Raw genomic sequence first — 21,964 nt, forward strand, 5'->3', positions numbered from 1 at the left:
TGGAGCTGAACTCCCGTTTATAAAGGTAAAAAACAGTAATCAAGATTTTATATTTTCCCTATTAGAAATAAAAAATACCTACTATTATATTAACTCATTTTGTAAAATTATAATATACCTAATTTTATTGCATAAAATTTATTAAATATTTAAACATTATTGATTTTTATTCATAATAATTTATTTTATTTGAAAAAATATTTAAAATTATATAAAATTAAATGTTAATAATTGTTAACTTTGTTAAACTAACATTAACATTAAAAAAGTACATGAGCACACAGGCTCCATACCGTTTTTTCATTTTATTATTCTTAGGAATTTTTAATTTAATTCCTGCCCAAATTATGACAACCCCTTCGGTGACGATAAAAGATCATAATGGCCTGAAAAGTCCTGTTACCATTGATTGTAATTATAAATTCAACGAAAACCATAAAATTTTACTGAAGGCTGAATATCCGGAACTAAAAAACACGTCTTCCTATGCTGTAACCTCTATTCCTTTTAATCCGGTGGGAACATTCTCTGAAGGTCAAGAAGTTATCATTGACAGTGATGATAAATGGAGCAACGCACAAGAACTCCCTTTTAATTTTTGTTTTTACGGTAATACTTTTAACTCTATAATTTTAGGTGATAACGGAGTCATCTGTTTTGATACCCAATATGCGGGAACAGAATGTCCTTATGCCATTGCAGGATCTATCCCCGACCCTAATTTAATGCATAATACCATATTCGGGGCTTACCATGATATGACCAATGATAGTGATGTGTTTGGTTGTACTCGTGATTGCGGTAAAATCACCATGTATACGACAGGGATGATTCCTTTCCGAAAAACAATCATAAATTATTATAATATGAATCATTTCGGTTGCGAAAACTCAAAATCGACCGTGCAAATAATACTTTATGAAACTACTAATGTTATCGAAGTCTATGTAAAAGAAAAACCGTTAACTTGTGAAATAGGAAATGAAAAAAGAGCACTCATCGGAATCACTAATTCTGATGGATCTGAAGGAGTTTCACCCGATCAAAGAAATACAGGAATCTGGGAAGCCTATCATGAAGCATGGAGATTTGCTCCGCAAGGTACTCCTACTGTTCCTAAAGTTGAATGGAAAGATGCCGATCAAACCCTTCTTCCTTCACCGGAAGTTAATCCGAAAAATTCAACAACTTATTATGTGAACGTAACCTATGCCGGTTGTACTCCGGTTACCCTCAATGATGAATTCCGAATTATTTTCGCCTCTGACTTTCCAAAAGTGAAAGACTTAGAGGTAAATAAATGTTTTGAAGGTATAACTCCAAATGAAGTTATCAATTTAGAAGAATTGATGAAAGAAGCTTCTGAATCTGCTCCCGATGTCATTACCACTTTACATCAGAATATAGAAGATGCCCATTCAGGTCAACATCCTTTGACGGGTTTAAATTCCTATCCGATTACCTCTAATTCAAATTCCTTTTATTTACGAGCTTCAAAGGGTAAAGATTGTTATTCGACCTCGGTGATTACTATTCACATGAAAAGAAAACCCGGCCTAAAAGAAATGGAACCTATTATTATTTGCGGTAATGGTGATCAAGATTCTGAAATAATATATTTAAACAATTATACGAATCAAATAAATGGATATGAAGAATGGATGAACCTTGATTTTTATGATTCCTATACTAATGCTATAAACGGAAATCATCCCATTAGTACCCTTTCGCTTTCTTCTGCGGTAACCGTTTATGCAAAAGCCAGTAATAAAGACTTTGAAGATTGTTTTTCTATCATTCCTGTAACTTTCAAATTTCAAAAAACGATAGTTTCCAAACCTCAAGAAATTATACTTTGTAACGAAGATTTAAAAGGACGAGAAATTTATAATTTGAGATCCTTTGAAGCCTCGATTACGGGTTATGATAATCTTTCTTTTAGTTATTTTACTTCCGAATCTGATGCTTTACAAAATATAAATCCTATACAAAATCCCGAATCGTATTCGGTTACCAATGAAGAAATTATTTATGTAAGTATATCCGGTCCCGGGTATTGCCCTTCTATAACTACCCTCTCTTTTACTTTCAAAAATACCTTGGTAAATAATATGCATAAATATGTATGCGATAAAAAAACTTCGGGATTACATGAAAATCTTTGGGAATATTATAATGACATGAAGAAAGGGCATGACATTGTGCTGGAAGGAATTTACAATTCCTGGGATGGGGCTGTTTCTAAAGATAGTTCTCAACTTATTTCAGACATGGAAAATTACCCGGTTAATTATCCTTTTTCCATAGTTTATGTACGATTTTTTGACAATAAAACTCAATGTGTACATATACGTGAAATAAAATTAGAAGTTATCGATCAAATTGAAAAAAGGCCGAGTTATAACATATGCGATGTAAATAATTCAGGAGAAAGTAAATTTAACCTAAATACGTTAAGACCTATTTTTCTTGCCGGATATCCACCATCCTCAATTTCATTTTATGAAACATTGGATGACTATACTAATGAAGTTAATCCCATAAAAGAAACGATTGTAAGAGGTAAAAAAACTATTTACGTAAAAGTAAAAGTAAACGATGTGTGTAGATATTTTCATAAAATTGATTTGATTTTAAAACCTTTAGAATTATCCGAATGGCAAAACGTATATCTATGCGATAGGGGAAATGATGGAAATGAAATTTATTATTTGAACGATTTAATCAATTTTTTAGGCTTAACTGATTATAGTTCTGTTCAATTCTACAAATCTGAACACGATGCTTTCAAAGAAATACATCCAATTTCTGCTATAGAACCCTATCCTATAAGTATAAGTAATAATAAAGTATATGTTAGAACTAATTATGAAAACAGTTGTCCAAGTATTATACCTGTAGAAATACGTTTATTGGAATCGGTAACAGTTCCTGATTTGAAAACTATTGAGGTTTGTGATACAGACAATAGCCATAACAAAATCGTAAATTTAATTCCGGTGATTGCAGAAAGCGGAGTTGATACGAAAAAAATTTCCGTAGAGTTTTATTTAACAGCAGAAGGAGCTCAAAATCAAAACAATAATGAAAAAATTTTAGATCCTGCTGCATTCGCCTTATACAACACTACTACACTATATGTTCGTTTTACCAACAAAAAATCAAAATGTTGTGAAATAAAGCCTTTAAAAATAAAGTTAAATCCTTTTCCTATTGTTTTAAAATATAACTTGGATATCTGTGACTTTAGTAATGATAATGAGGAAGAAGTAATATTAAGTGAATTAAACTCTCATATAGTTACCAATCCGCAAAGTTTTACTTTCTCCTATTATTTAAATGAACAAGATGCATTAAACAACATTAATACTATTATAAAACATATTATAAAAAATTCAACGCAACTATATGTTAAAATCTCTTCAGGTAAGGAATGCCAGATCATTCAAAAATTAGGTTTTTCGTTACAATCTTCACCTTTAGTTAAAGATAAAATTGTTGAAATATGTGACAACAATGCCGATGATACGGAAATTGTCGATTTAACCTTATATGAAGAAGATTTAGTAACTGCTTCCCGATCAAATTATCAATACTCATATTACACTTCATATGAAAATGCGTATGCTGATAAATTTAGTATTTCCAATACAAAAGAATACGTCATTCAACCATTTCCTACTACCATTTATGTAAGAATTACGAATTCTTCAGGATGTTTTTCCATTGCAAAGCTCACTTTTAAAAGTGCAGAAAAAGTGTTAGCTCAAAATAAAAAAATACATATTTGCGATGTGGGATCAGATATGCAAGAATATGTTAATTTAACCAACTATATATCTGATGTTTTAATTACCTCGGGCCAAAATTTAACTATTAATTATTACAAAACCGAGGAAGGAGCTAATAATAGAGACAGCCATACGCTCATAAAAAATCCTGAACGTTATTCTGTTACCTTAGCAAAAGATTATGTATGGGTACGGATGGATAATCCTTCTACCGGTTGTTATACGGTTAGATATTTAGAAGTCAATTTAGAACCTCTTCCTAAACTTATAAATGCTAAATATTTAGTTTGTGATTCAGATTTTGACGATATATATAAAGTAGATTTAGATGATCTTCGCTATACCGTAATTTTTAATCCCGACGGGTATACATTTTCCTATTATCATTCTCAGGAAGATGCTGTTAAAGACATCAATAAGATCAAAAATATACATCAATACACAGTAAAAAGCTTTAATGAAAAAATAGTACTGAAGGCAACCAATAAATATGGATGCAGTTCAATCAGAACTGTGACCTTGTACACAAAAGATAAAATTAAGGTATCAACTCAATCCATGGAAATTGAAAGTTGTGATGATGACTTTGATGGATTAACATTTTTCAATATCACTACCTTGAACTCATCCATAACCAAAGATCCTAAGGCTACTTTTGAATATTTCAGCACTTTAAACGATGCTAAAAACCAAACCAATCCTATTGTAGATCCATATAATTATAAAAATATTGTACCTTTTAAGGACCAAGTATACGTCCGAGTTTCATCTCCCGATTACTGTCCGGCTCTAAGTGTAATAAACCTTAAGGTTTTACCGGTTCCTGTAAGTTCATTACAAAAGAACCTAAAAATATGTCCGAATGGAACTCTTGAACTAGTAGCGGATACAAAAAATCCTGAGGATTTTTACGAATGGAATACCGGAGTAAAAGGATATGATAAACATACAATAACCATATATAAAGCAGGTATTTATACGGTTACCATTACCGGTAAAAACGGTTGTAAGTATACTTATACTACTCATGTAACCGAATATGCTAAAACGAGAATTACAGATTTAAAGGAAGGTAATGATTATATAACGGTAATTGCCGAAGGGGATGCTCCTTTGGAATATTCTATGGATAATAAAAATTGGCAATCCCATAATACATTTTATAATCTAAAACCGGGGATATATACTTTCTATGTAAGATCATTGGCAAACGGTTGTTATTCACCTGAAAAGAAAGGAGTTTTATTTAAGATAAATAATGTGATAACTCCCAATGGAGACAATCTTAATGATGCGTGGAGATTATGCGGCTTGGAAAATTTCGACTTACTTCCTTCTCATATCAAAATTTTTGACAGATATGGTAAAGTTGTATTTTCACAAAGTTCTAATTCATGCTTTGTATGGAATGGATATTATTTGGGCAGACCATTACCTACTACTTCCTATTGGTATGTTATTGATATTGCTGACGGAAGACAATTTACCGGATGGATCGTTGTAAGAAACCATAATAATCACGTTGATTAATGAATAAATAGTTCTCATATAAATTTTTATCTTTAAAACACATACAGGCATATACGTATTCAATTTTTTGAGCAGCGATTGTATGTCTGTATTTTTTTATGTTTTAACTTCGTAAATACTTATAAAATTTTTTGAAAAGAGTAAGGAAAACCAAGTTTAGAGTCGAGGGCATTATAAAAATTTTTGAATTGGTAATTTAAAAGTAAGCCATTCTGAATGAATTAAACAATCAGAAGGCTTAGCGGTTGTTAAGATTAAAATTTAAACTATTATCATTTAAATTTTTAAGACTTGGTGTGTGTAATTAATAAAATATAGCAGTTAAAGTGTATTCTTATTTATTATAAACAACTTCTTTAAGAATATTTATTCCGTTTATAGAAGCAGGAAATCCTGCATAGACTGTCATAAGTAGCATTACCTCTTTGATTTGATCAGGAGTTAAACCTATATTCAATGCTCCTTTTATATGAAAATTTAATTGAGATTGTGCATTTCCCAATGTTGCTAAAGCTGCTATGGTGGCAATTTGTCTATATTTTTTATCTAAATTATCTCTTGAAAAAATATCTCCATATCCATATTCAATAACAAAATTAACCAACTCCGGTGAAATGTCTCGATACGTCTTTTTCAGAATATCTTCTTGTTCTTTCTTCAACATGGCTAAATAATGAGCTCCTAACTTATAACGGTCTGTCTCATTTTTAGAAGCCTTTTTACCTTCTTCATCCTTGATTCCTTTTTCTTTTCTTTCTTTAAGGACCTCTCTAAATGCATTCATTCCATTAATACATTTTGGAAATCCACAATATACCGACATTTGCAAAATAACCTCTTTAATTTCATTTATGGAACAACCTACTTGTAAGGCTCCATGTAAATGGACTTTTAATTGAGGTATGGCTCCCTGTGCCATAAGAGACGAGATGGCTGCTATTTCTTTTGATTTATTATCCAGTGCTTTTAAACTATAGACTTCTCCAAATGAATATTCAATAATAAATCTACTTAATTCCGGTGAAATATCTTTTAAACTTTCAACGGTTCTGATTCCGGCTTCTCCATCAATTTCTTTTAATTTTTCCCAACCTTTTTGGTAACGTTCTGATTTTTCCATTTGCGCATAACTATTTAATGTTAATATAAATACCACTAAAACGGTAAGTAATTTTTTCATTTTGTTTTTAAGCAAAGGTACCGGAGATCAGCACTCTACAGATAGGACTTTTATTTCTGTTTTCGGTACTTTTCCAAAAAGGTTGAAGGAGAGAAATCTGTTTTCTTTTTGAAAATACGTGAAAAATAAGAGGGATCTTCAAAACCTAATTTATAAGCTATCTCGTTAACATTATACTCGCTAAATAGTAATAATCGTTTGGCCTCCGTAATTTTAAGATCTATAATATATTGTTTGGAAGAAATGCCTTTGTATTGTTTACAAATTTCATTTAATTCTTGGGTTGTAACTTTCAATTTTTCAGCGTAATATTCAATGGATGATGTTTTAAAATTTTCTTCAAAAATTACCATTTTTAAATCGTCTAAAAGAGTATGATGAAAGTTTGTTTCTTTTTTAAATGATAATCTGTTAAGTATGGAATAGAGATAGGGAATTCCTAATTTTATAGTTGTATCGGCTACTTCATCTTTCATTCCAAATTCATGAATAAGGTTCATAAAACAGCTTTCCATAATTTGTATATATGAAGTTGGAACATCTACAAATGCCCTATGATTATTAATACCCAATTCCAAGCCCAGGCAAGCATCCACCATCAAAATATACCCTTTGCTGTCAGAAGAATACTCCCAATTATGTATCTGTTTAGTATTCACAAGAAAAATACGGTTGGGCTTTATGGGATACTCTTGAAAATCGACAACATAAAATCCGCTTCCATGAGTAAACCAAACCAGAGAATAGAAGGAATGTCGATGAGGCCATTCAATATCCGGATCTTCTGTTCCTTCAAATGTTCCCACAAAATACGAAATGAAATGATTCGGTACCCCTAAGATATTTGCTATTGAATATTCTTTTAACATTTAACAAAGATAAAATATATTGTGAGTGATATAATAGAAATATATTTTTTAAATTTCTGATACTGAACTTAAAAACTAGTTTGAAAACCTATTGATTACCTTTTTTATAATGGAATTATATAATTTATTGACAGTAAAATTTGTATTATTGATTAGTATCAAATATACTTTATATAAAAAGTTTCCATAATTATATAATTTACTTTCATTAATTATAGAGTACATTTGAGATATCAAATAAATTTGAACAATAAATATGAAAAATGAATTAAAATTTAAAACTAATATAGATTGTGGAGGTTGTGTAAAAGCAGTAACCCCATTTTTGTCTAAAGTAGAAGGTATTTCAAAATGGGAAGTTGATACAGCTAATCCGGATAAAATCTTGACTGTAGACTTAGCGGGTGCTACGGAAGAAGAGGTTGTCAATGCAGTAAAAAAAGCCGGATTTACCATTGAGAAAATTTAATTTTTCAATAAAATTGCTAAAGGAACCTTTATTTTTTTAAGGGTTCTTTTTATTGTTATCTTCTTTTTGTTCTTTAATCCTATAATAATATTAATTACCTTTGCATTTTAAAAATTTATATATAAATAAAATATAATTCGGATAGCAATGACTAACTCTGAAAAAGAAAATTCGATCGGTTACCAATTAAGTTATACAGAAAATCTGCACAGGAATCTATTAAATAAAAAATTTTCTATCAATAAGTTAGACATTACTCCCGAACAATTTATTATTTTAGATTTATTAACGGAACATTCTACAGGAATATCCATGCAGAAAATATCAGAAAAAATACACAGAGATAATTCTGCCATCACCCGATCCATTGATATTTTAGAAAAAAAAAATTTGGTAAGAAGAGTCAATGCAGAAAAAGATCGTCGGAAAAAAATTATATTAATTACTGAGCAAGGAATTACACTTTTATATAATGCCAAAGACATAGCAAAGCAATATGCGAAAGAAGTTGCAAAAGGACTAACTGAAAAACAACTTAATGATTTATTTTCTATTCTTAAGATTATCCAGAAAAATATAAATGAATCTAATTTATAGAAATGCTTTATAAACTTTTTATATAAAAAGTTTATTCTTCACCACTATGCTTTTTGAAATTTAAAATTTGCGGTAAAAAAGATATGCGTTTTTAAGTAATAGCTTACTTAAACTATCAATTATAATTTTACTGCCTCAAACATTTGAGTCGGATTTACAATTTCATCTTGTGCTGCTACCAATTGCAATTCATACTCTCCTTGTCTATGAGTTTCCAGCATAACGGCATAAACAGCAGCAGTCGTATGTTCTAATACTTCTTTATAATTTTTCCCCAGTAACATATGGGTCAATAATAAACCGGAAGTAAGATCCCCTACTCCAACCGGTTGACGAACTCCAAAATCTACTAAAGGTCTTGATATATGCCATTTTCCTTCTGAAGTAGACAATAACATCTCAAATTTATCTGAACGATAGCCTGCCCTGCTTAAGTGTTTAACTAATACAGTTTTCACACCTTTACTGTGAATTACATCAACTGCAGAAACTACTTCCGCAACCGAAGTAATAGTTCTATCGGTTAAAATTTCCAACTCTAATAAGTTAGGTGTCATAATGTCACTTACTCCCATCGCTTCATTTTTAAAAAATTCCGACACTCCAGGAGCTACAATACAGCCTTTTTCCGGATGTCCCATAACGGGGTCACAAAAATAAACGGCATTTGGATTTTCATTTTTAACCTTTTTAACTATTTCCAAAATTGATTTTCCTTGTTCGGGAGAACCAATGTATCCGTTTAAAACTGCATCACACTTTTTCAACTGATGGATATTATCGATTCCTTGAACAATATCCAATAAATGTTTGGCTGTCATTACTTCACCCGTCCATTGTCCATATTGTGTATGATTGGAAAATTGTACCGTATTTAATGACCATACTCTAACGCCGCAACGCTGCATGGGAAATTCAGCTGCACTGTTTCCTGCGTGGCCATACACTACATGAGATTGGATGGATAAAATATTTTTCATTAGTTTTACAATTATTAGTTACAAATTTATAAACTTTATTGGCAATTAGTAGTAATTTATAAAGAATTGTTCAGTATGTTCATTTCTCAATATGAAAAGTGAAATAATTAATAAACCATATAAAAGAAGATTAATTTCTTGTTAAAAACCGTTAAAGCAACAAAATAATTGAAATTTGGTATTACTTTTGAAATAAAAAAATCCAGTATTTATTTAAATTAAATTGTACTATGAAAAAAAATAAGTTTGAAATTAAAAAAATAGGTTCTTATATTTTAGTAGGTGCGATAGGGGGATTAATTTCTGCAGGTGCAGTTACCTCCATATCAAAAAATACGAATTTAAATGATTTTGAAATATTTAAAAATCCTACTCATAACGAAAAAGCTTATTTTACTTCAGCTTCTACTAATAGCGTAGTTGGATTAAATCCTCCCGATTTAACCATCGCAGCAGAAAAAACCGTGAATGCAGTAGTGAGTGTAAAATGTTATTCTTCCTACATGCAGCAGCAACAACGCAGATCCTTAGATCCTTTTGATTTCTTTTTTGGAGATCCTTTTAATTCTCAAGGGCAACAAAGACAACAACAAACTCCAAAAGATTCTCCAAACGGTTTAGGTTCGGGAGTAATTATTTCTAGTGATGGTTATATTGTTACCAATAATCATGTGATTGATGGAGCTGATAAAATAGAAATTACACTTAATAATCAAAAAACATATACAGCCACTTTAGTAGGAACGGATATCAACTCCGATATTGCTCTGTTAAAAATTGATGAAAAAGGGCTAAGCTTTTTAAATTTCTATAATTCCGATAATGTGAGAATTGGAGAATGGGTATTAGCTGTAGGAAATCCATTTGGATTAACTTCAACAGTTACAGCGGGTATCATTTCAGCCAAAGGTCGTAGTTTAGATCTTTTGCGTTCTAATTCCAGAAGTCCTATTGAATCTTTTATTCAAACCGATGCGGCAGTAAATCCCGGGAATAGCGGAGGTGCTTTAGTAAACGCCAATGGTGATTTAATCGGTATTAATACAGCAATTGCTTCTCATTCCGGAACCGGAACATTTGAAGGGTACAGTTTTGCTGTTCCTTCCAACATAGCTAAAAAAGTTGTGGAAGATATTCGCAAATACGGTTTGGTTCAACGGGGTTATTTGGGTATTGGTGCTCTTGACTTGAGTGATGATTCTGCAGTTAAACAATATAATTCTCAAAATAAAACCAATTATAAATCTCAAGAAGGTGTACTTATCACTGATATTCAAAATGACGGAGGAGCAAAAGATGCCGGCTTGAAAAAAGGAGATATTATCAAGCAAATTGACGGAACGAATATTAAGAACTTCCCTACTCTTTCGGGAGTTATTGGTGAGAAAAGACCGGGTGACCAAGTGAAGGTTACCGTTATACGAGATGATTCGTATAAATCTTTCAATGTTAGAATTAAAGATGCTAAAGGGGGGACTTCAGTTAAAACGAAGAACGATTTAAGTGTCGCCGAAAAGTTGGGTGCTGAATTTCAAGAATTGACTGATGACCAAAAGGTTAATTACGGTTTAGAATCCGGTATTGTTGTAACCAGAATCGATTCTAACGGAAAATTGAAATTAGCAGGCATTGGTGAAGGATATATCTTAATGGAAGTAAACGATAAGCCTGTTAATAGTGAAAAAGACATTGAAAAAATATTGAAAAATTATAAAGGAACGGTTTCTGTAAGATATGTAGATCCTTATGGTAGAATTTATCGTAGAGGATTTAAAATGGAATAAGAAATGTAGTTATTGATATATAATTAATTAGTAGTTTGAATTGCAACTTTTTAAATTTATTAAAAAGTTGCAATTCTTTTTATATAATGTTTTTATGATACATAAATTATTACTGATGTAATAATTTCCAAAGTTCGTCTTTTAATTGAGTTAAATTTTCTCCGGTTACGGCAGAAATAAATAATAATTTGAAATTATCAGGAAAAGTTTTCCTTATTTCATCTTCCAATTCTTTATCCAGTAAGTCTGATTTCGAAATAGCAATTACTCGATCTTTATCATTTAATTCCGGATTATATTTATTCAGCTCATTTAACAGAATTTTATATTCTTGGTAATAATCTTTTGCATCTGCCGGAATCAAAAACAATAAAATCGAATTTCTTTCTATATGTCTTAGAAATTTATATCCTAATCCTTTTCCTTCGGATGCTCCTTCAATAATACCCGGAATATCGGCAATAACAAATGATTGAAAATCCCTGTATTTAACGATTCCTAAATTAGGTACTAAGGTGGTAAAAGCATAATCGGCTATTTTCGGTTTTGCAGAGGTTAATGCAGACAATAATGTTGATTTTCCTGCATTGGGAAAACCTACCAATCCCACATCACCTAATAACTTTAATTCCAAAATAAAATTACCTTCCTTACCGGGCAATCCGGGTTGAGCATATCGCGGAGTTTGATTGGTTGATGATTTAAAGTGTGAATTTCCTAACCCTCCTTTTCCTCCTTCAAGTAAAATTATCTCTTCTTTATCTTTAGTTATTTCTCCAACAATAGTTCCGCTTTCATCTTTAGCAATAGTTCCTACGGGAACTTCGATATACAAATCCGCTCCATTAGCTCCGGTTAATTCTTGTTTTCCTCCGGGTTTACCATTATCTGCTTTATTGTGTTTGGAATATTTTAAAGCCAAAAGGGTCCATAGTTGAGCATTACCGCGTAAAATTATATGTCCCCCTCTTCCTCCATCTCCACCATCAGGGCCACCTTTAGGAATATATTTTGCTCTGTGTAGGTGTGCAGAACCGGCGCCTCCATGTCCGCTCTTACAAAAAATTTTAACATAATCAACAAAATTCGACTGCATATATCTTTTATTTTTTTTATAAAAAAAGGATTATTATTTTTCATAACAATCCTTTTATATGTAAGTGTTACATGTATTTTCTATACAAACTTTTCAATTTCTTTAGACAGTTCTGCGGTTATATCTTCAATACTTCCCTCTCCATCTAATTCAACCAGTTTATGTTGTTCTTTATAATAGTTGGAAACAACGGCTGTTTTTTCATAATATTCTTTAATTCTGTTACGAATTATGCTTTCATCTGCATCATCTGAACGACCGCTTTCTTCACTTCTTTTTAAAATTCTTTTGACTAGAATTTCATCTTCTACATAAAGGGCTAACGTTACATCAACTTGGGTTTGAAATATAGAATCCAATAATTCATCAAGGGCTTCTGCTTGGCTTTTAGTTCTTGGATATCCATCTAAGATAAACCCTTTTTTGTTTGAATTTCTTTTAAGTTCATCTATCAACATTTCTGTTGTAAGTTCATCCGGCACTAATTTTCCATGATTTATATAGGTTTGAGCCTCTTGACCTAATTTGGTATTATTCTTTATATTATATCTGAATAAGTCTCCGGTGGAAATGTGTTCTAAGTGAAACTTTTCTGCTAAAATTTTTGCTTGAGTCCCTTTTCCACTCCCGGGAGGGCCAAATAAAACAATTATATTCATATTTGAAATTCTGTTTATTCTCCTTTTAATTGGTATAAGTCTTTAAAATTCCTTCCTAAACCATTATAATCCAACCCATACCCTATAACAAATTTATTAGGTATATTCATTCCTATTAAATCTATATTTAGATCCTTTTTATAAACATCCGGTTTAAAAAACAAAGTTGCAATTTTAATGCTTCTCACCGGTTTTACTTCAAGTAATTTATAAAGGTATTCCAAGGTGTTACCGGTATCAATAATATCTTCAAGTATTACTATATCTCGGTTTGTGATGTCTACAGTCATATCTGTAATTAAATCAACGGTTCCTGAACTTTGCATTCCACTTTTGTATGAAGACAACTGAAGGAAACCTATTTCACAGTTGCCTTTATAATTTTTTAAAAAATCACTGAAAAACATAATAACTCCGTTGAGTACCCCTATAAAAACGGGGACGGTGTCTTTGTACTCTTCATACAAAGTATTGGTCATCCTTTGTATGGAATGGTCTATTTCTTCCGAAGATATAAAAGGGGTAAAAGTTTTATCCAGAATCTTAATTTCTTCCATATATAACTATCTTTACTATGCCGCAAATATAATGATATTGACTAAATATCAAAGTTTGAAGTATATAATTTTTAATGTTAGATAAATGAACCATCATAAAAGATTATTTTTCATGATGATGTTGATGTTGATTGGGAGGAACTATAAGAATGGGTACTTTAGATTTATTAATTACGTTTTTTGAAACACTGCCGAGAATTGCTTCCATAAGTAAACCTCTTCCATGAGAACCCATGATGATGAGATTAGCTTTTCTGGATTCTGCTTCTTTCAATATAATATCTGCCGGTGTTCCTTGTTTTATAACAATTTCAACTTCAACGCCTTGTTCTTTAATTGATTTTTCATATTCTACCAATTGTCTGGTTTCTTCCTTCATACCTGCTTCTTCCAATTCCGGAAGATATTGAAAACCGATATCCCCTATAATAAAACCTAAATCTAAACTGGCAACATGTAAAAGGCACATTTTACTTCCGGTAGCTTTGGCATAGATCACAGCTTCTTTCAAAATATATTTTGTAGTTGCTGAAAAATCTACAGGGACTATCATTGTTTTCATAACCTAATATTTTATTATACAGCTTAAAGTTAATGAATATTTTTATTTTTATCATAAAATTTCAATAGAATAAATTTTCTTACTTTTGCAAACTAAGTTTTATTTTGAATATGCATATATTTATCCAAATTGCCCAGTTATTATTGTGTTTATCTATTTTAGTTGTCTTTCATGAAGCAGGACACTTTTTAGCGGCAAAATATTTTAAGACAAAGGTTGAAAAATTTTATTTATTCTTTGATCCATGGTTTTCTTTATTCAAAAAGAAAATAGGTGATACTGAATATGGTATTGGTTGGTTGCCGTTAGGGGGATATGTTAAAATAGCAGGCATGATTGATGAAAGCATGGATACTGAGCAAATGAAAAGTCCACCTCAGCCTTGGGAATTTCGTTCTAAACCGGCTTGGCAACGTTTAATTATTATGCTTGCCGGAATTTTTGTGAATATCCTATTGGCTATCATTATATATGCCGGAATTTTAATGACTACGGGTGAACAAACTATTAATACGGATCAATTAAAAGACGGATATGCATTTTCTGATGTAGGAAAAAAATTGGGATTTAAAGATGGTGATATTATATTAGAAGTTGATAATAAAGAGATTCCAACTTTTAATTATTTACCTGTTTCTCTTTTATTCGGTGATCATGTAACGGTTAAGCGCGATGGAAAAATTATTAAATTTAACCTTCTCCCTGAAGAAAAAAGGGATGTTTTAAAACAGGAAGGCAGAGGCTTTATTTCTCCGAGAATAATTGCCGATGTTGATTCGATTTTACCTAATTCACTTGCTTCAAAATATCTTAAAAAAGGGGATGTTATAACTAGTTTCAACAAGCAACCTATTAAATATATTGATGAATTTAGATTAGAACTTTCTAAACATAAAAATGACAGTGTAACTTTAGGTATATATCGAAACGGACAAAATATAAATGAAAAACTTTTTGTTCCTGATAGCGCCATTTTAGGTTTTGTTCCTAGTGCTTCGAATTTAAAAAATGCAACTGCATATAAAAAATATAATTTTATAGATGCCTTTAAAAGGGCGCCGGTATTGTCTTGGGAAATGTTATTGGTTCAAATAAAACAATTTAAACTTATTATTAATCCAAAAACAGAAGCTTATAAACAAGTAAGCGGTCCTTTACGATTATATAAAGCATTTTCGCCTGAATGGGATTGGGGACAATTTTGGAGTTTTACCGCTATGTTTTCTATATGGCTTGCGTTTTTAAATCTATTACCGATTCCAGGTTTAGACGGAGGTCATGCTTTATTTACCATTGCTGAAATGATTACCGGTCGTAAATTAAGTGATAAGACAATGGAAAAGGTTCAGATGGTGGGTATATTTATCCTTCTTGGATTAATGATTTTGGTATTTGGAAACGATATATGGAATATTATACAAAGTGTTATAAACAAATAATTGTTTTAATTTACTGCCAAGAATAATATTTCATGTTCTCATTATTAAAACAAATCCAATTCGTAAAATAAATTTAATTAAACTTTACTTATATAAAGGTTGCATACTTTTCAATGCAACCTTTTTTTATTAATAATTTTCAGAATTATTTATATTTAGTCATACTCTATAGTTGTGAATATCCTACTTTAATTAAAAATTAATCTTATCTTCTCAATTCAATTAAGAATTATAAAAATTTATGCTCAATAAATATTTTTAATTCGATTTTATTTGTTGGACATTATATGATACCATAAAAATGGATAAAATTATATTTCGATTTTTTTTTACTCATATTTCTATTTATTAAATCGTAGCTTATAAATCCAAGTAAGTAATTAAAAAAAACAAAGATATCATATAAATCAAACAAAAATTTTATTTTATACCTATTAATTTAAAAAATAAAAAATTTTATTTTTTATTAATCTTTATTATGAAATTAATTTATTTTTTTATTAATTCGTCTTATAAAAATACTTTAATATTATATTTACAAAATATTTATGTTTTTTTACATGAAAAAGATATTTTTAATTCTTTTTTTATCTTTACATTCAGTTTATTTATTATCACAGGAATCTCTGACTAATCAAAAAATTGTTTTTAACGATTTTTGGGATAACTGGTTTTTAAATTTTGGTGGCGGAACTGGTGTATATTTTGGAGGTAAACAACATAAAGAAGCTAACTTTATTGATAGGCTTAACTGGGCAGCTACATTAAATACCGGAAAATGGTTTTCACCTGTAATAGGAGCAAGATTGACATTTCAGGGAGGGAAAAAACATACTTTTAATGTTAATGGTAAACCCGTGTTCGATATTAACGGTGAACCTATTGATTTAAATACTCTTGAGCCCGGTAAATTTCATCACATGACACGCGGATACTATATCACTGTACATGCTGATGCTTTGTTTAATTTTTCAAATTTATTTTACGGGTATAAATACGATAGATTATATAATTTAATTACGTATGCCGGAGCAGGTATTGGTACGGATAGAAACGCCATAGACAATAATTCACCGGTCATTGTTCTTGGTTTGCTTAATACTTTTAAGATTAATGAAAAATTAGCTATAAGTTTCGACATATCCGGTCAAGTGGTCCAATCAAAATTTAATGATGCTCAATATCAAAGAAAATGGGTAAAATCATATAAAAAACAGGACTGGGATTGTATTGGTTCAATAAATGTCGGATTAATCATAGGTTTAAGTCGTAAACAAAAATTTGATAAAATAAATTGCGATACAGTAATTATTAATAAACCTGAAAACAATATTGATGAAATATTATTAAGCAAGTTATCTAAACAAATAGATTCATTAGCCAAGGAGAATAAAAATTTGATTAAAGAATTGGAAATTGCCAGAAATAAGAAACCTGATACTATTTATTCTAAAGAATTTATAATTAAAAACAATCCTTATTCAATACCTTTCGATATTAATAGTAGTTTAATAAAATCTAGACAAGAAGCTGTTATATATGATATCGCTGATTTATTAAAAAAGAATAAAGACTTAAAAGTTGAAATTGTGGGATTAGCCGACAAAAATACCGGTTCACCTAAATTCAATGAAATTTTATCTATTAAGAGAGCAAAAGCGGTTGAAAATAAGCTGATTAAAGATTATGGTATATCACCTAATCGCATCATTACTTTAGGCAAAGGTGATACCGTTCAACCATATCCTAAAAATCAATGGAACCGTGTAGTTATAATAACGCTAGTTGATTCTAATTAGATTTTAATTTTAATTTATTTTAGCTAATCATTAGTAATTAATGATTAGCTTTTCTTATTTCTATCAATTATTTGCCTTTACCTTGAATCATAACAACTATAGTTAAATATATGATTTTTAAATCAAAAAAGAAATTTTCATTTTGTAGGTACAATAAATCATATTTTAAACGTTGTGACATTTCTTCAACTGTTTCGGCATAGCCGAAATATACTTGCCCTATGGACGTTATACCGGGCTTTACTTTATGTAATTTTTTATAATTGGGATTTAATTTTATAATTTTATCTATAAAAAATTTTCTTTCCGGACGAGGACCTACTATGGACATTTCTCCCTTTAATACATTAATAAATTGCGGGAATTCATCAATGCGGTATTTTCTCATGATTTTACCAACAGATGTTATTCTCGGGTCTGAATCTGTAGCCAATTTTGGTCCACTATACTCCGCATCAACATACATTGATCTAAACTTCATTATTTTAAATGGTCTACCATTTAATCCTATTCTTTCTTGTTTGTAAATAATGGGCCCTTTAGATGTAAATTTAATAATTAAGGCTAATATGGGCAATAACCAACTTAATACAAATGTGATAAAAAATAGTGAAAACGCTACGTCAAATAATCTTTTAAAAATTTTATTAAATATATTTGATTTTCTTCTATAAATATATATAGGAAAAGTTCCGTAATAGCTTATGATTGAATTATTATAGAACTCATAGGATATATCCGGAATAATATAAATTAAATATTTACTTTCTGAAAATTTAATAATGGCATCCTCAACTTCTTTACTTAATTCTCCATTCAATGAAAAAAATAAAATGTGTATGTTATGATCTCTTATAAATGTCTCCAATTTATCGAAATCGTATTTATATTGATTTTTTTCTTGGGGAACTTTAACAAATTTTCCATAATTATACATCTTTTCACCATGGAAGAATTGCTTTATAACATTGTTTGTATTATTATTAGAATCTATAAATACAACTCTTGAAAATTTCTTATTTTGAAATTGATCTGCGATTATATGATGTATGGCTATGCATATAAATATTGAAATGTTATACAGTAATGATATATCGTTATTAAATAAATATTTACTTTTTAATTCTGAGACTGTAAATACTATAAGTGTAAATATAATTGCTTGTATTAAGACTTTTCTTATTGATTCTAAAAAATTGCTCTTTTTTAATTTATATAATCCGGTTTTTTCTGAAATAAAATACCAACTTATAATAAATAGCAACAAGGCTTTATAATGGTTTTCAAATAATAATACAATATCCCATTTATCGCCTAGTGTTTCATATTGTATTATTAGAAAACGAAAGAACAAAAAAATAATTATTAGAATATCAATTAGAAATTGAATCACTGGTATAAATGATTTATAGGGATTCATTTTAAGATTTTTTTTGTTGTTATCCTATTAATATTAAATTCAGATAATTAAGAATTTTGAAATTCTTTATATTTTTCTAATACAAATTCTTTTATTTTATTTTTAAATTTCTCTTTTGAAAAATTTAATGAATGATCTCTTATAATTTTATAATTAAATTCTATTGTAGAAAATTTATCTAAAGCAGCCTTTAAACTTTCTGTACTATGATTATTAAAAAATACTCCCGTTACTCCGGGTATGACTGTTTCAAGCGTTCCACCTCTTGCCAGGGCTATGACAGGAGTTCCACACGATTGTGCCTCAACAGGCAGCATACCAAAGTCTTCATCGGCCGCAAATACAAATCCTTTAGCTCTTTGTAGATAAAATCTTAATTTTTCGTTCGAAACAAATCCTTTTAGTTCAATATTAGATTTAGCAAGTTTTTCTATTTTCTTAAAATCCGGACCGTCTCCTATAACAACTAATTTTTTATCCGGCATATTGTTGAATGTTTCCACAATTAAATCCATCTTTTTGTAAGGAACCATTCTTGAAGCAGCTAAATAAAAATCTTCTTTTTTATCGTAATAGCTAAAGTATTCCGTATCAATTGGCGGATAGATAACCTCAGAATCTCTGTTATAGATTTTTTTAATCCTTTTCGCTATATAATTTGAATTGGCTATAAAATGGTCTACTCTGTTTGATGAAATTACATCCCATATTCTGAATTTATGTAGTATATATTTTGCATATAATCCTTTCAAACCATGAGCAAGTCCTGATTCAAATAAATATTGTTGATATAAATCCCAAGCATATCTTGCCGGCGAATGGCAATAACATATATGCAATTGGTTGCTGGATGTAAGCACACCTTTTGCTGAGGAAGATGAAGAACTAATAATCAGATCATATTTACTTACATCTAGCTGTTCAATGGCTTTTGGATAAAGTTGCAAGAATTTTCTATGATTTCTTTTGGCTGTAGGTAACTTTTGTATAAAACTAGTGGTAACCTTTTTGCCATTTAATATTTCTTTCCTTTTGGTTTCATCGAAAGTATCTATTAAAGAAAAAAGATCAAAATCGCTCCATATTTCATTGAGAGCCTTTACTACTATTTCGCCTCCACCTATAGTACAATACCAATCGTGGATCAATGCTTTGTTCATATAAAAACAATGAGTATCTAGTTGTTAGTGTTCGCAATTTATAAAAAAATTATAATAATTGCATAAAAATATTTAAATGTTTTTTAGCCGATATTTCCCATGAATAATTTTTAACTCTTTGATTTCCTTTGGTAATAAGTTCTTTTCTTAAATCTTTAGAAGAATATATTAAACTGATTTTTTCTGAAATATCGTTTATAGATTCCGGATCAAAATATAAAACACTATCTCCGCAAATTTCTTTGACAGGTGGAATATTGGATGCTAACACCGGACAATTCGCTCTCATTGCTTCTAAGAGAGGTAAACCAAATCCTTCATATTTAGATGGAAAAATGAAAGCTAAAGCTTCAGAATATAATTTATTTAATTCTATATCCGAAACAAAGCCTGTAAAAACAACAAATTTATTTAAAACAGGATTATTATCTAGTATTTTTTTTAATCGATCTTGACTTCCGTTTATAAATCCGTCTCGTTTTCCGACTATTTTAAATAATGGCTTATTCGTAATTTCAGAATGTTTTTTTAAAAAAAGAGCATATGCCTCAAGAGCATTTTCCAAATTTTTATGAGGTTTTATATTTCCTACATATAAAATATAAGGAATAGGATTTATACTCACATTATTATATTCATCTGATTTCTTATCTGAAATACCATTATATATTACTTCAATTTTATCTTTATATATTGAATGAGTATACTGTAAGAGCTCTTTCTTAGAAAAATTAGATACTGTGATAATTTTATCTGATATTTTTAATGCTTTATTAATTACTACTTTAGCATATATTTTTTGTACTAGTGTCAGCTTATCATAATAAGCTAAATGATAGGCATCATGAACGGTTGTAATTCTTTTTTCGGAATTTATGGGCAATATGGGGATATTAAAATGTGGAGACCAAAATATCTTTGATCGAGGAATAATTCTTCTATAACTCAATTGTTCTTGTATGGAATAAATTGGAGCATCAAATGGGATGATTTCAGCATCATATTGTTTAAGCTCTTTTTTTCTACCTAATAGCACAACATTATCTCTTAGTTCATCAATTATATAGGGTATTAACGTAGAAATATATCTACCTATTCCTGACATTGAAATCATTCTGCAATCAATGACTATTTTTTTCATTCTTTAATTCTGATTGATTTTTAATACCTAAATAAAAACACAAACCTAAACCAAACCATATATATTGAAAGTACAACTGAACTCCAAAAATTTGAGCAAGAAAAAAAAGTACAATCCCGTGTTTAATAATTTTACTATTGTATTTCCTCCATAAATAGAAAAAGGGTATTAATAAAATTAATAATCCTACAAAACCAGACTCAATAACCGTATTAAAGACCCCACCAAGCCCCGATAAATCCCATCCTACAACCCGCGGCAGGCCTTGTAAATAGTCAAGATTATTTCTTACTAAAGAATAATTTCCCATACCTACTCCTAATATTGGATTATCTTTAATAATATTGGGTGCAATGTGCATAGCTGCAATCCTTCCCATTACTAACGAGGGATCATCATCTCCACGTAAAGAAATATAATATTTTATATTATTGTATTCTGTCCAATATGATAAAATTCTTTGATTAAAATTATAATAATAGTTTATAAATAAGTAAAATAGGCTTCCCATCATTAATAAAATAAATATGTTATATATTTTTAATTTACCTTCAATTAGTAAATAAATAACATAAAAAAATAACATAAATATTATGGCAGCTTTTGACTCTGAGAAAATAATTAAAATAAGAAATAAAATTGTATATCTATCGAACTTTTCAAAAACTAAGTATCGTAAAATTAGATAATAACCAATAAATAATCCAAAAGGCCCCCCTTCAACATAACCTCCTCTCAATCTATGTCCGGAATATATAAATGGTGATTCTATTCCTACCCAACTTAATAAAAATATTAATGCAAAAAAGAATGATATTACTATCATTAATTTATCAATATATGTAAATATTTTTATATCTGAATTTTTTATGCTCGAACTAAAAAATTTAAAAACATAAAATGAAAAGCATACACAACCCGTATATTGCAG

Annotated in this window: 17 protein-coding genes; 6 read left to right on the forward strand and 11 right to left on the reverse strand. The window is 29.7% G+C overall.

Features of this window, described 5'->3' with window-relative positions; all coding sequences use genetic code 11:
• The first annotated feature begins 272 nt into the window (after nt 1–272).
• Nucleotides 273–5,321, forward strand: a complete 5,049-nt coding sequence (locus G8C43_RS02780; RefSeq protein ID WP_166003993.1) for a T9SS type B sorting domain-containing protein — start codon at nt 273–275, stop codon at nt 5,319–5,321.
• A gap of 334 nt (nt 5,322–5,655) precedes the next feature.
• Here the strand turns inward: G8C43_RS02780 and G8C43_RS02785 are convergent, their stop codons facing one another.
• Together G8C43_RS02785 and G8C43_RS02790 are read right to left on the reverse strand one after the other, a co-directional pair.
• Nucleotides 5,656–6,501 carry a carboxymuconolactone decarboxylase family protein gene (locus tag G8C43_RS02785; protein ID WP_255490402.1) on the reverse strand — a complete coding sequence of 282 codons (846 nt, stop codon included), beginning with the start codon at nt 6,499–6,501 and terminating at the stop codon, nt 5,656–5,658.
• Nucleotides 6,502–6,551: 50 nt separating this feature from the next.
• Entirely contained in the window at nt 6,552–7,370 is an 819-nt protein-coding gene (locus G8C43_RS02790) for an AraC family transcriptional regulator (protein WP_166003995.1), read from the reverse strand.
• A gap of 256 nt (nt 7,371–7,626) precedes the next feature.
• Here G8C43_RS02790 and G8C43_RS02795 point away from each other — a divergent pair, with 256 nt between their 5' ends.
• Nucleotides 7,627–7,839, forward strand: coding sequence for a heavy-metal-associated domain-containing protein (locus tag G8C43_RS02795; protein ID WP_160543152.1), 213 nt, complete (start codon nt 7,627–7,629; stop codon nt 7,837–7,839).
• 147 nt (nt 7,840–7,986) lie between these two features.
• On the forward strand, nt 7,987–8,436 hold the full coding sequence (locus tag G8C43_RS02800; protein ID WP_166003997.1) for a MarR family winged helix-turn-helix transcriptional regulator: 450 nt from the start codon (nt 7,987–7,989) through the stop codon (nt 8,434–8,436).
• A gap of 119 nt (nt 8,437–8,555) precedes the next feature.
• Here the strand turns inward: G8C43_RS02800 and pdxY are convergent, their stop codons facing one another.
• Complete coding sequence (gene pdxY, locus G8C43_RS02805; RefSeq protein WP_166003999.1) at nt 8,556–9,416, reverse strand: pyridoxal kinase PdxY; 861 nt, start codon at nt 9,414–9,416, stop codon at nt 8,556–8,558.
• Nucleotides 9,417–9,646: 230 nt separating this feature from the next.
• Here pdxY and G8C43_RS02810 point away from each other — a divergent pair, with 230 nt between their 5' ends.
• A complete protein-coding gene (locus tag G8C43_RS02810; RefSeq protein WP_166004001.1) occupies nt 9,647–11,200 on the forward strand; it encodes a Do family serine endopeptidase in 1,554 nt (517 codons plus the stop codon).
• A gap of 109 nt (nt 11,201–11,309) precedes the next feature.
• Here the strand turns inward: G8C43_RS02810 and obgE are convergent, their stop codons facing one another.
• The 4 genes from obgE to G8C43_RS02830 form a co-directional block, all read right to left on the reverse strand.
• Nucleotides 11,310–12,296 (reverse strand): GTPase ObgE, encoded by a 987-nt coding sequence (gene obgE / locus G8C43_RS02815; RefSeq protein ID WP_166004003.1) that lies wholly within the window; start codon nt 12,294–12,296, stop codon nt 11,310–11,312.
• A gap of 80 nt (nt 12,297–12,376) precedes the next feature.
• On the reverse strand, nt 12,377–12,955 hold the full coding sequence (locus G8C43_RS02820) for an adenylate kinase (RefSeq protein ID WP_166004005.1): 579 nt from the start codon (nt 12,953–12,955) through the stop codon (nt 12,377–12,379).
• A gap of 14 nt (nt 12,956–12,969) precedes the next feature.
• Nucleotides 12,970–13,512, reverse strand: a complete 543-nt coding sequence (gene hpt / locus G8C43_RS02825; RefSeq protein WP_160543158.1) for a hypoxanthine phosphoribosyltransferase — start codon at nt 13,510–13,512, stop codon at nt 12,970–12,972.
• A 103-nt stretch (nt 13,513–13,615) separates the two neighbouring features.
• A complete protein-coding gene (locus tag G8C43_RS02830; RefSeq protein WP_160564893.1) occupies nt 13,616–14,074 on the reverse strand; it encodes a universal stress protein in 459 nt (152 codons plus the stop codon).
• 110 nt (nt 14,075–14,184) lie between these two features.
• Here G8C43_RS02830 and rseP point away from each other — a divergent pair, with 110 nt between their 5' ends.
• The gene (gene rseP / locus G8C43_RS02835) at nt 14,185–15,513 is read left to right on the forward strand and encodes an RIP metalloprotease RseP (protein WP_166004007.1); all 1,329 of its coding nucleotides are present in this window, start codon (nt 14,185–14,187) and stop codon (nt 15,511–15,513) included.
• 560 nt (nt 15,514–16,073) lie between these two features.
• Nucleotides 16,074–17,312 (forward strand): OmpA family protein, encoded by a 1,239-nt coding sequence (locus G8C43_RS02840; protein WP_166004009.1) that lies wholly within the window; start codon nt 16,074–16,076, stop codon nt 17,310–17,312.
• A gap of 67 nt (nt 17,313–17,379) precedes the next feature.
• On the opposite strand, the gene G8C43_RS02845 is transcribed toward G8C43_RS02840, so the two are convergent.
• From G8C43_RS02845 to G8C43_RS02860, 4 genes are read right to left on the reverse strand one after another with little or no spacing between them, the layout of a single operon-like run.
• Nucleotides 17,380–18,732 carry an exopolysaccharide biosynthesis polyprenyl glycosylphosphotransferase gene (locus G8C43_RS02845; protein WP_166004012.1) on the reverse strand — a complete coding sequence of 451 codons (1,353 nt, stop codon included), beginning with the start codon at nt 18,730–18,732 and terminating at the stop codon, nt 17,380–17,382.
• A 47-nt stretch (nt 18,733–18,779) separates the two neighbouring features.
• The gene (locus G8C43_RS02850) at nt 18,780–19,892 is read right to left on the reverse strand and encodes a glycosyltransferase (protein ID WP_166004015.1); all 1,113 of its coding nucleotides are present in this window, start codon (nt 19,890–19,892) and stop codon (nt 18,780–18,782) included.
• A gap of 49 nt (nt 19,893–19,941) precedes the next feature.
• Nucleotides 19,942–21,033, reverse strand: coding sequence for a glycosyltransferase family 4 protein (locus tag G8C43_RS02855; protein WP_221411574.1), 1,092 nt, complete (start codon nt 21,031–21,033; stop codon nt 19,942–19,944).
• Entirely contained in the window at nt 21,014–21,859 is an 846-nt protein-coding gene (locus tag G8C43_RS02860; RefSeq protein WP_166004018.1) for an O-antigen ligase family protein, read from the reverse strand. Before G8C43_RS02860 ends, G8C43_RS02855 begins: the two co-directional genes overlap by 20 nt.
• Nucleotides 21,860–21,964 lie beyond the last annotated feature (105 nt).

Origin of the sequence: Apibacter sp. B2966 (assembly GCF_011082485.1) — a bacterium.
Classification (GTDB): Bacteria; Bacteroidota; Bacteroidia; order Flavobacteriales; family Weeksellaceae; genus Apibacter.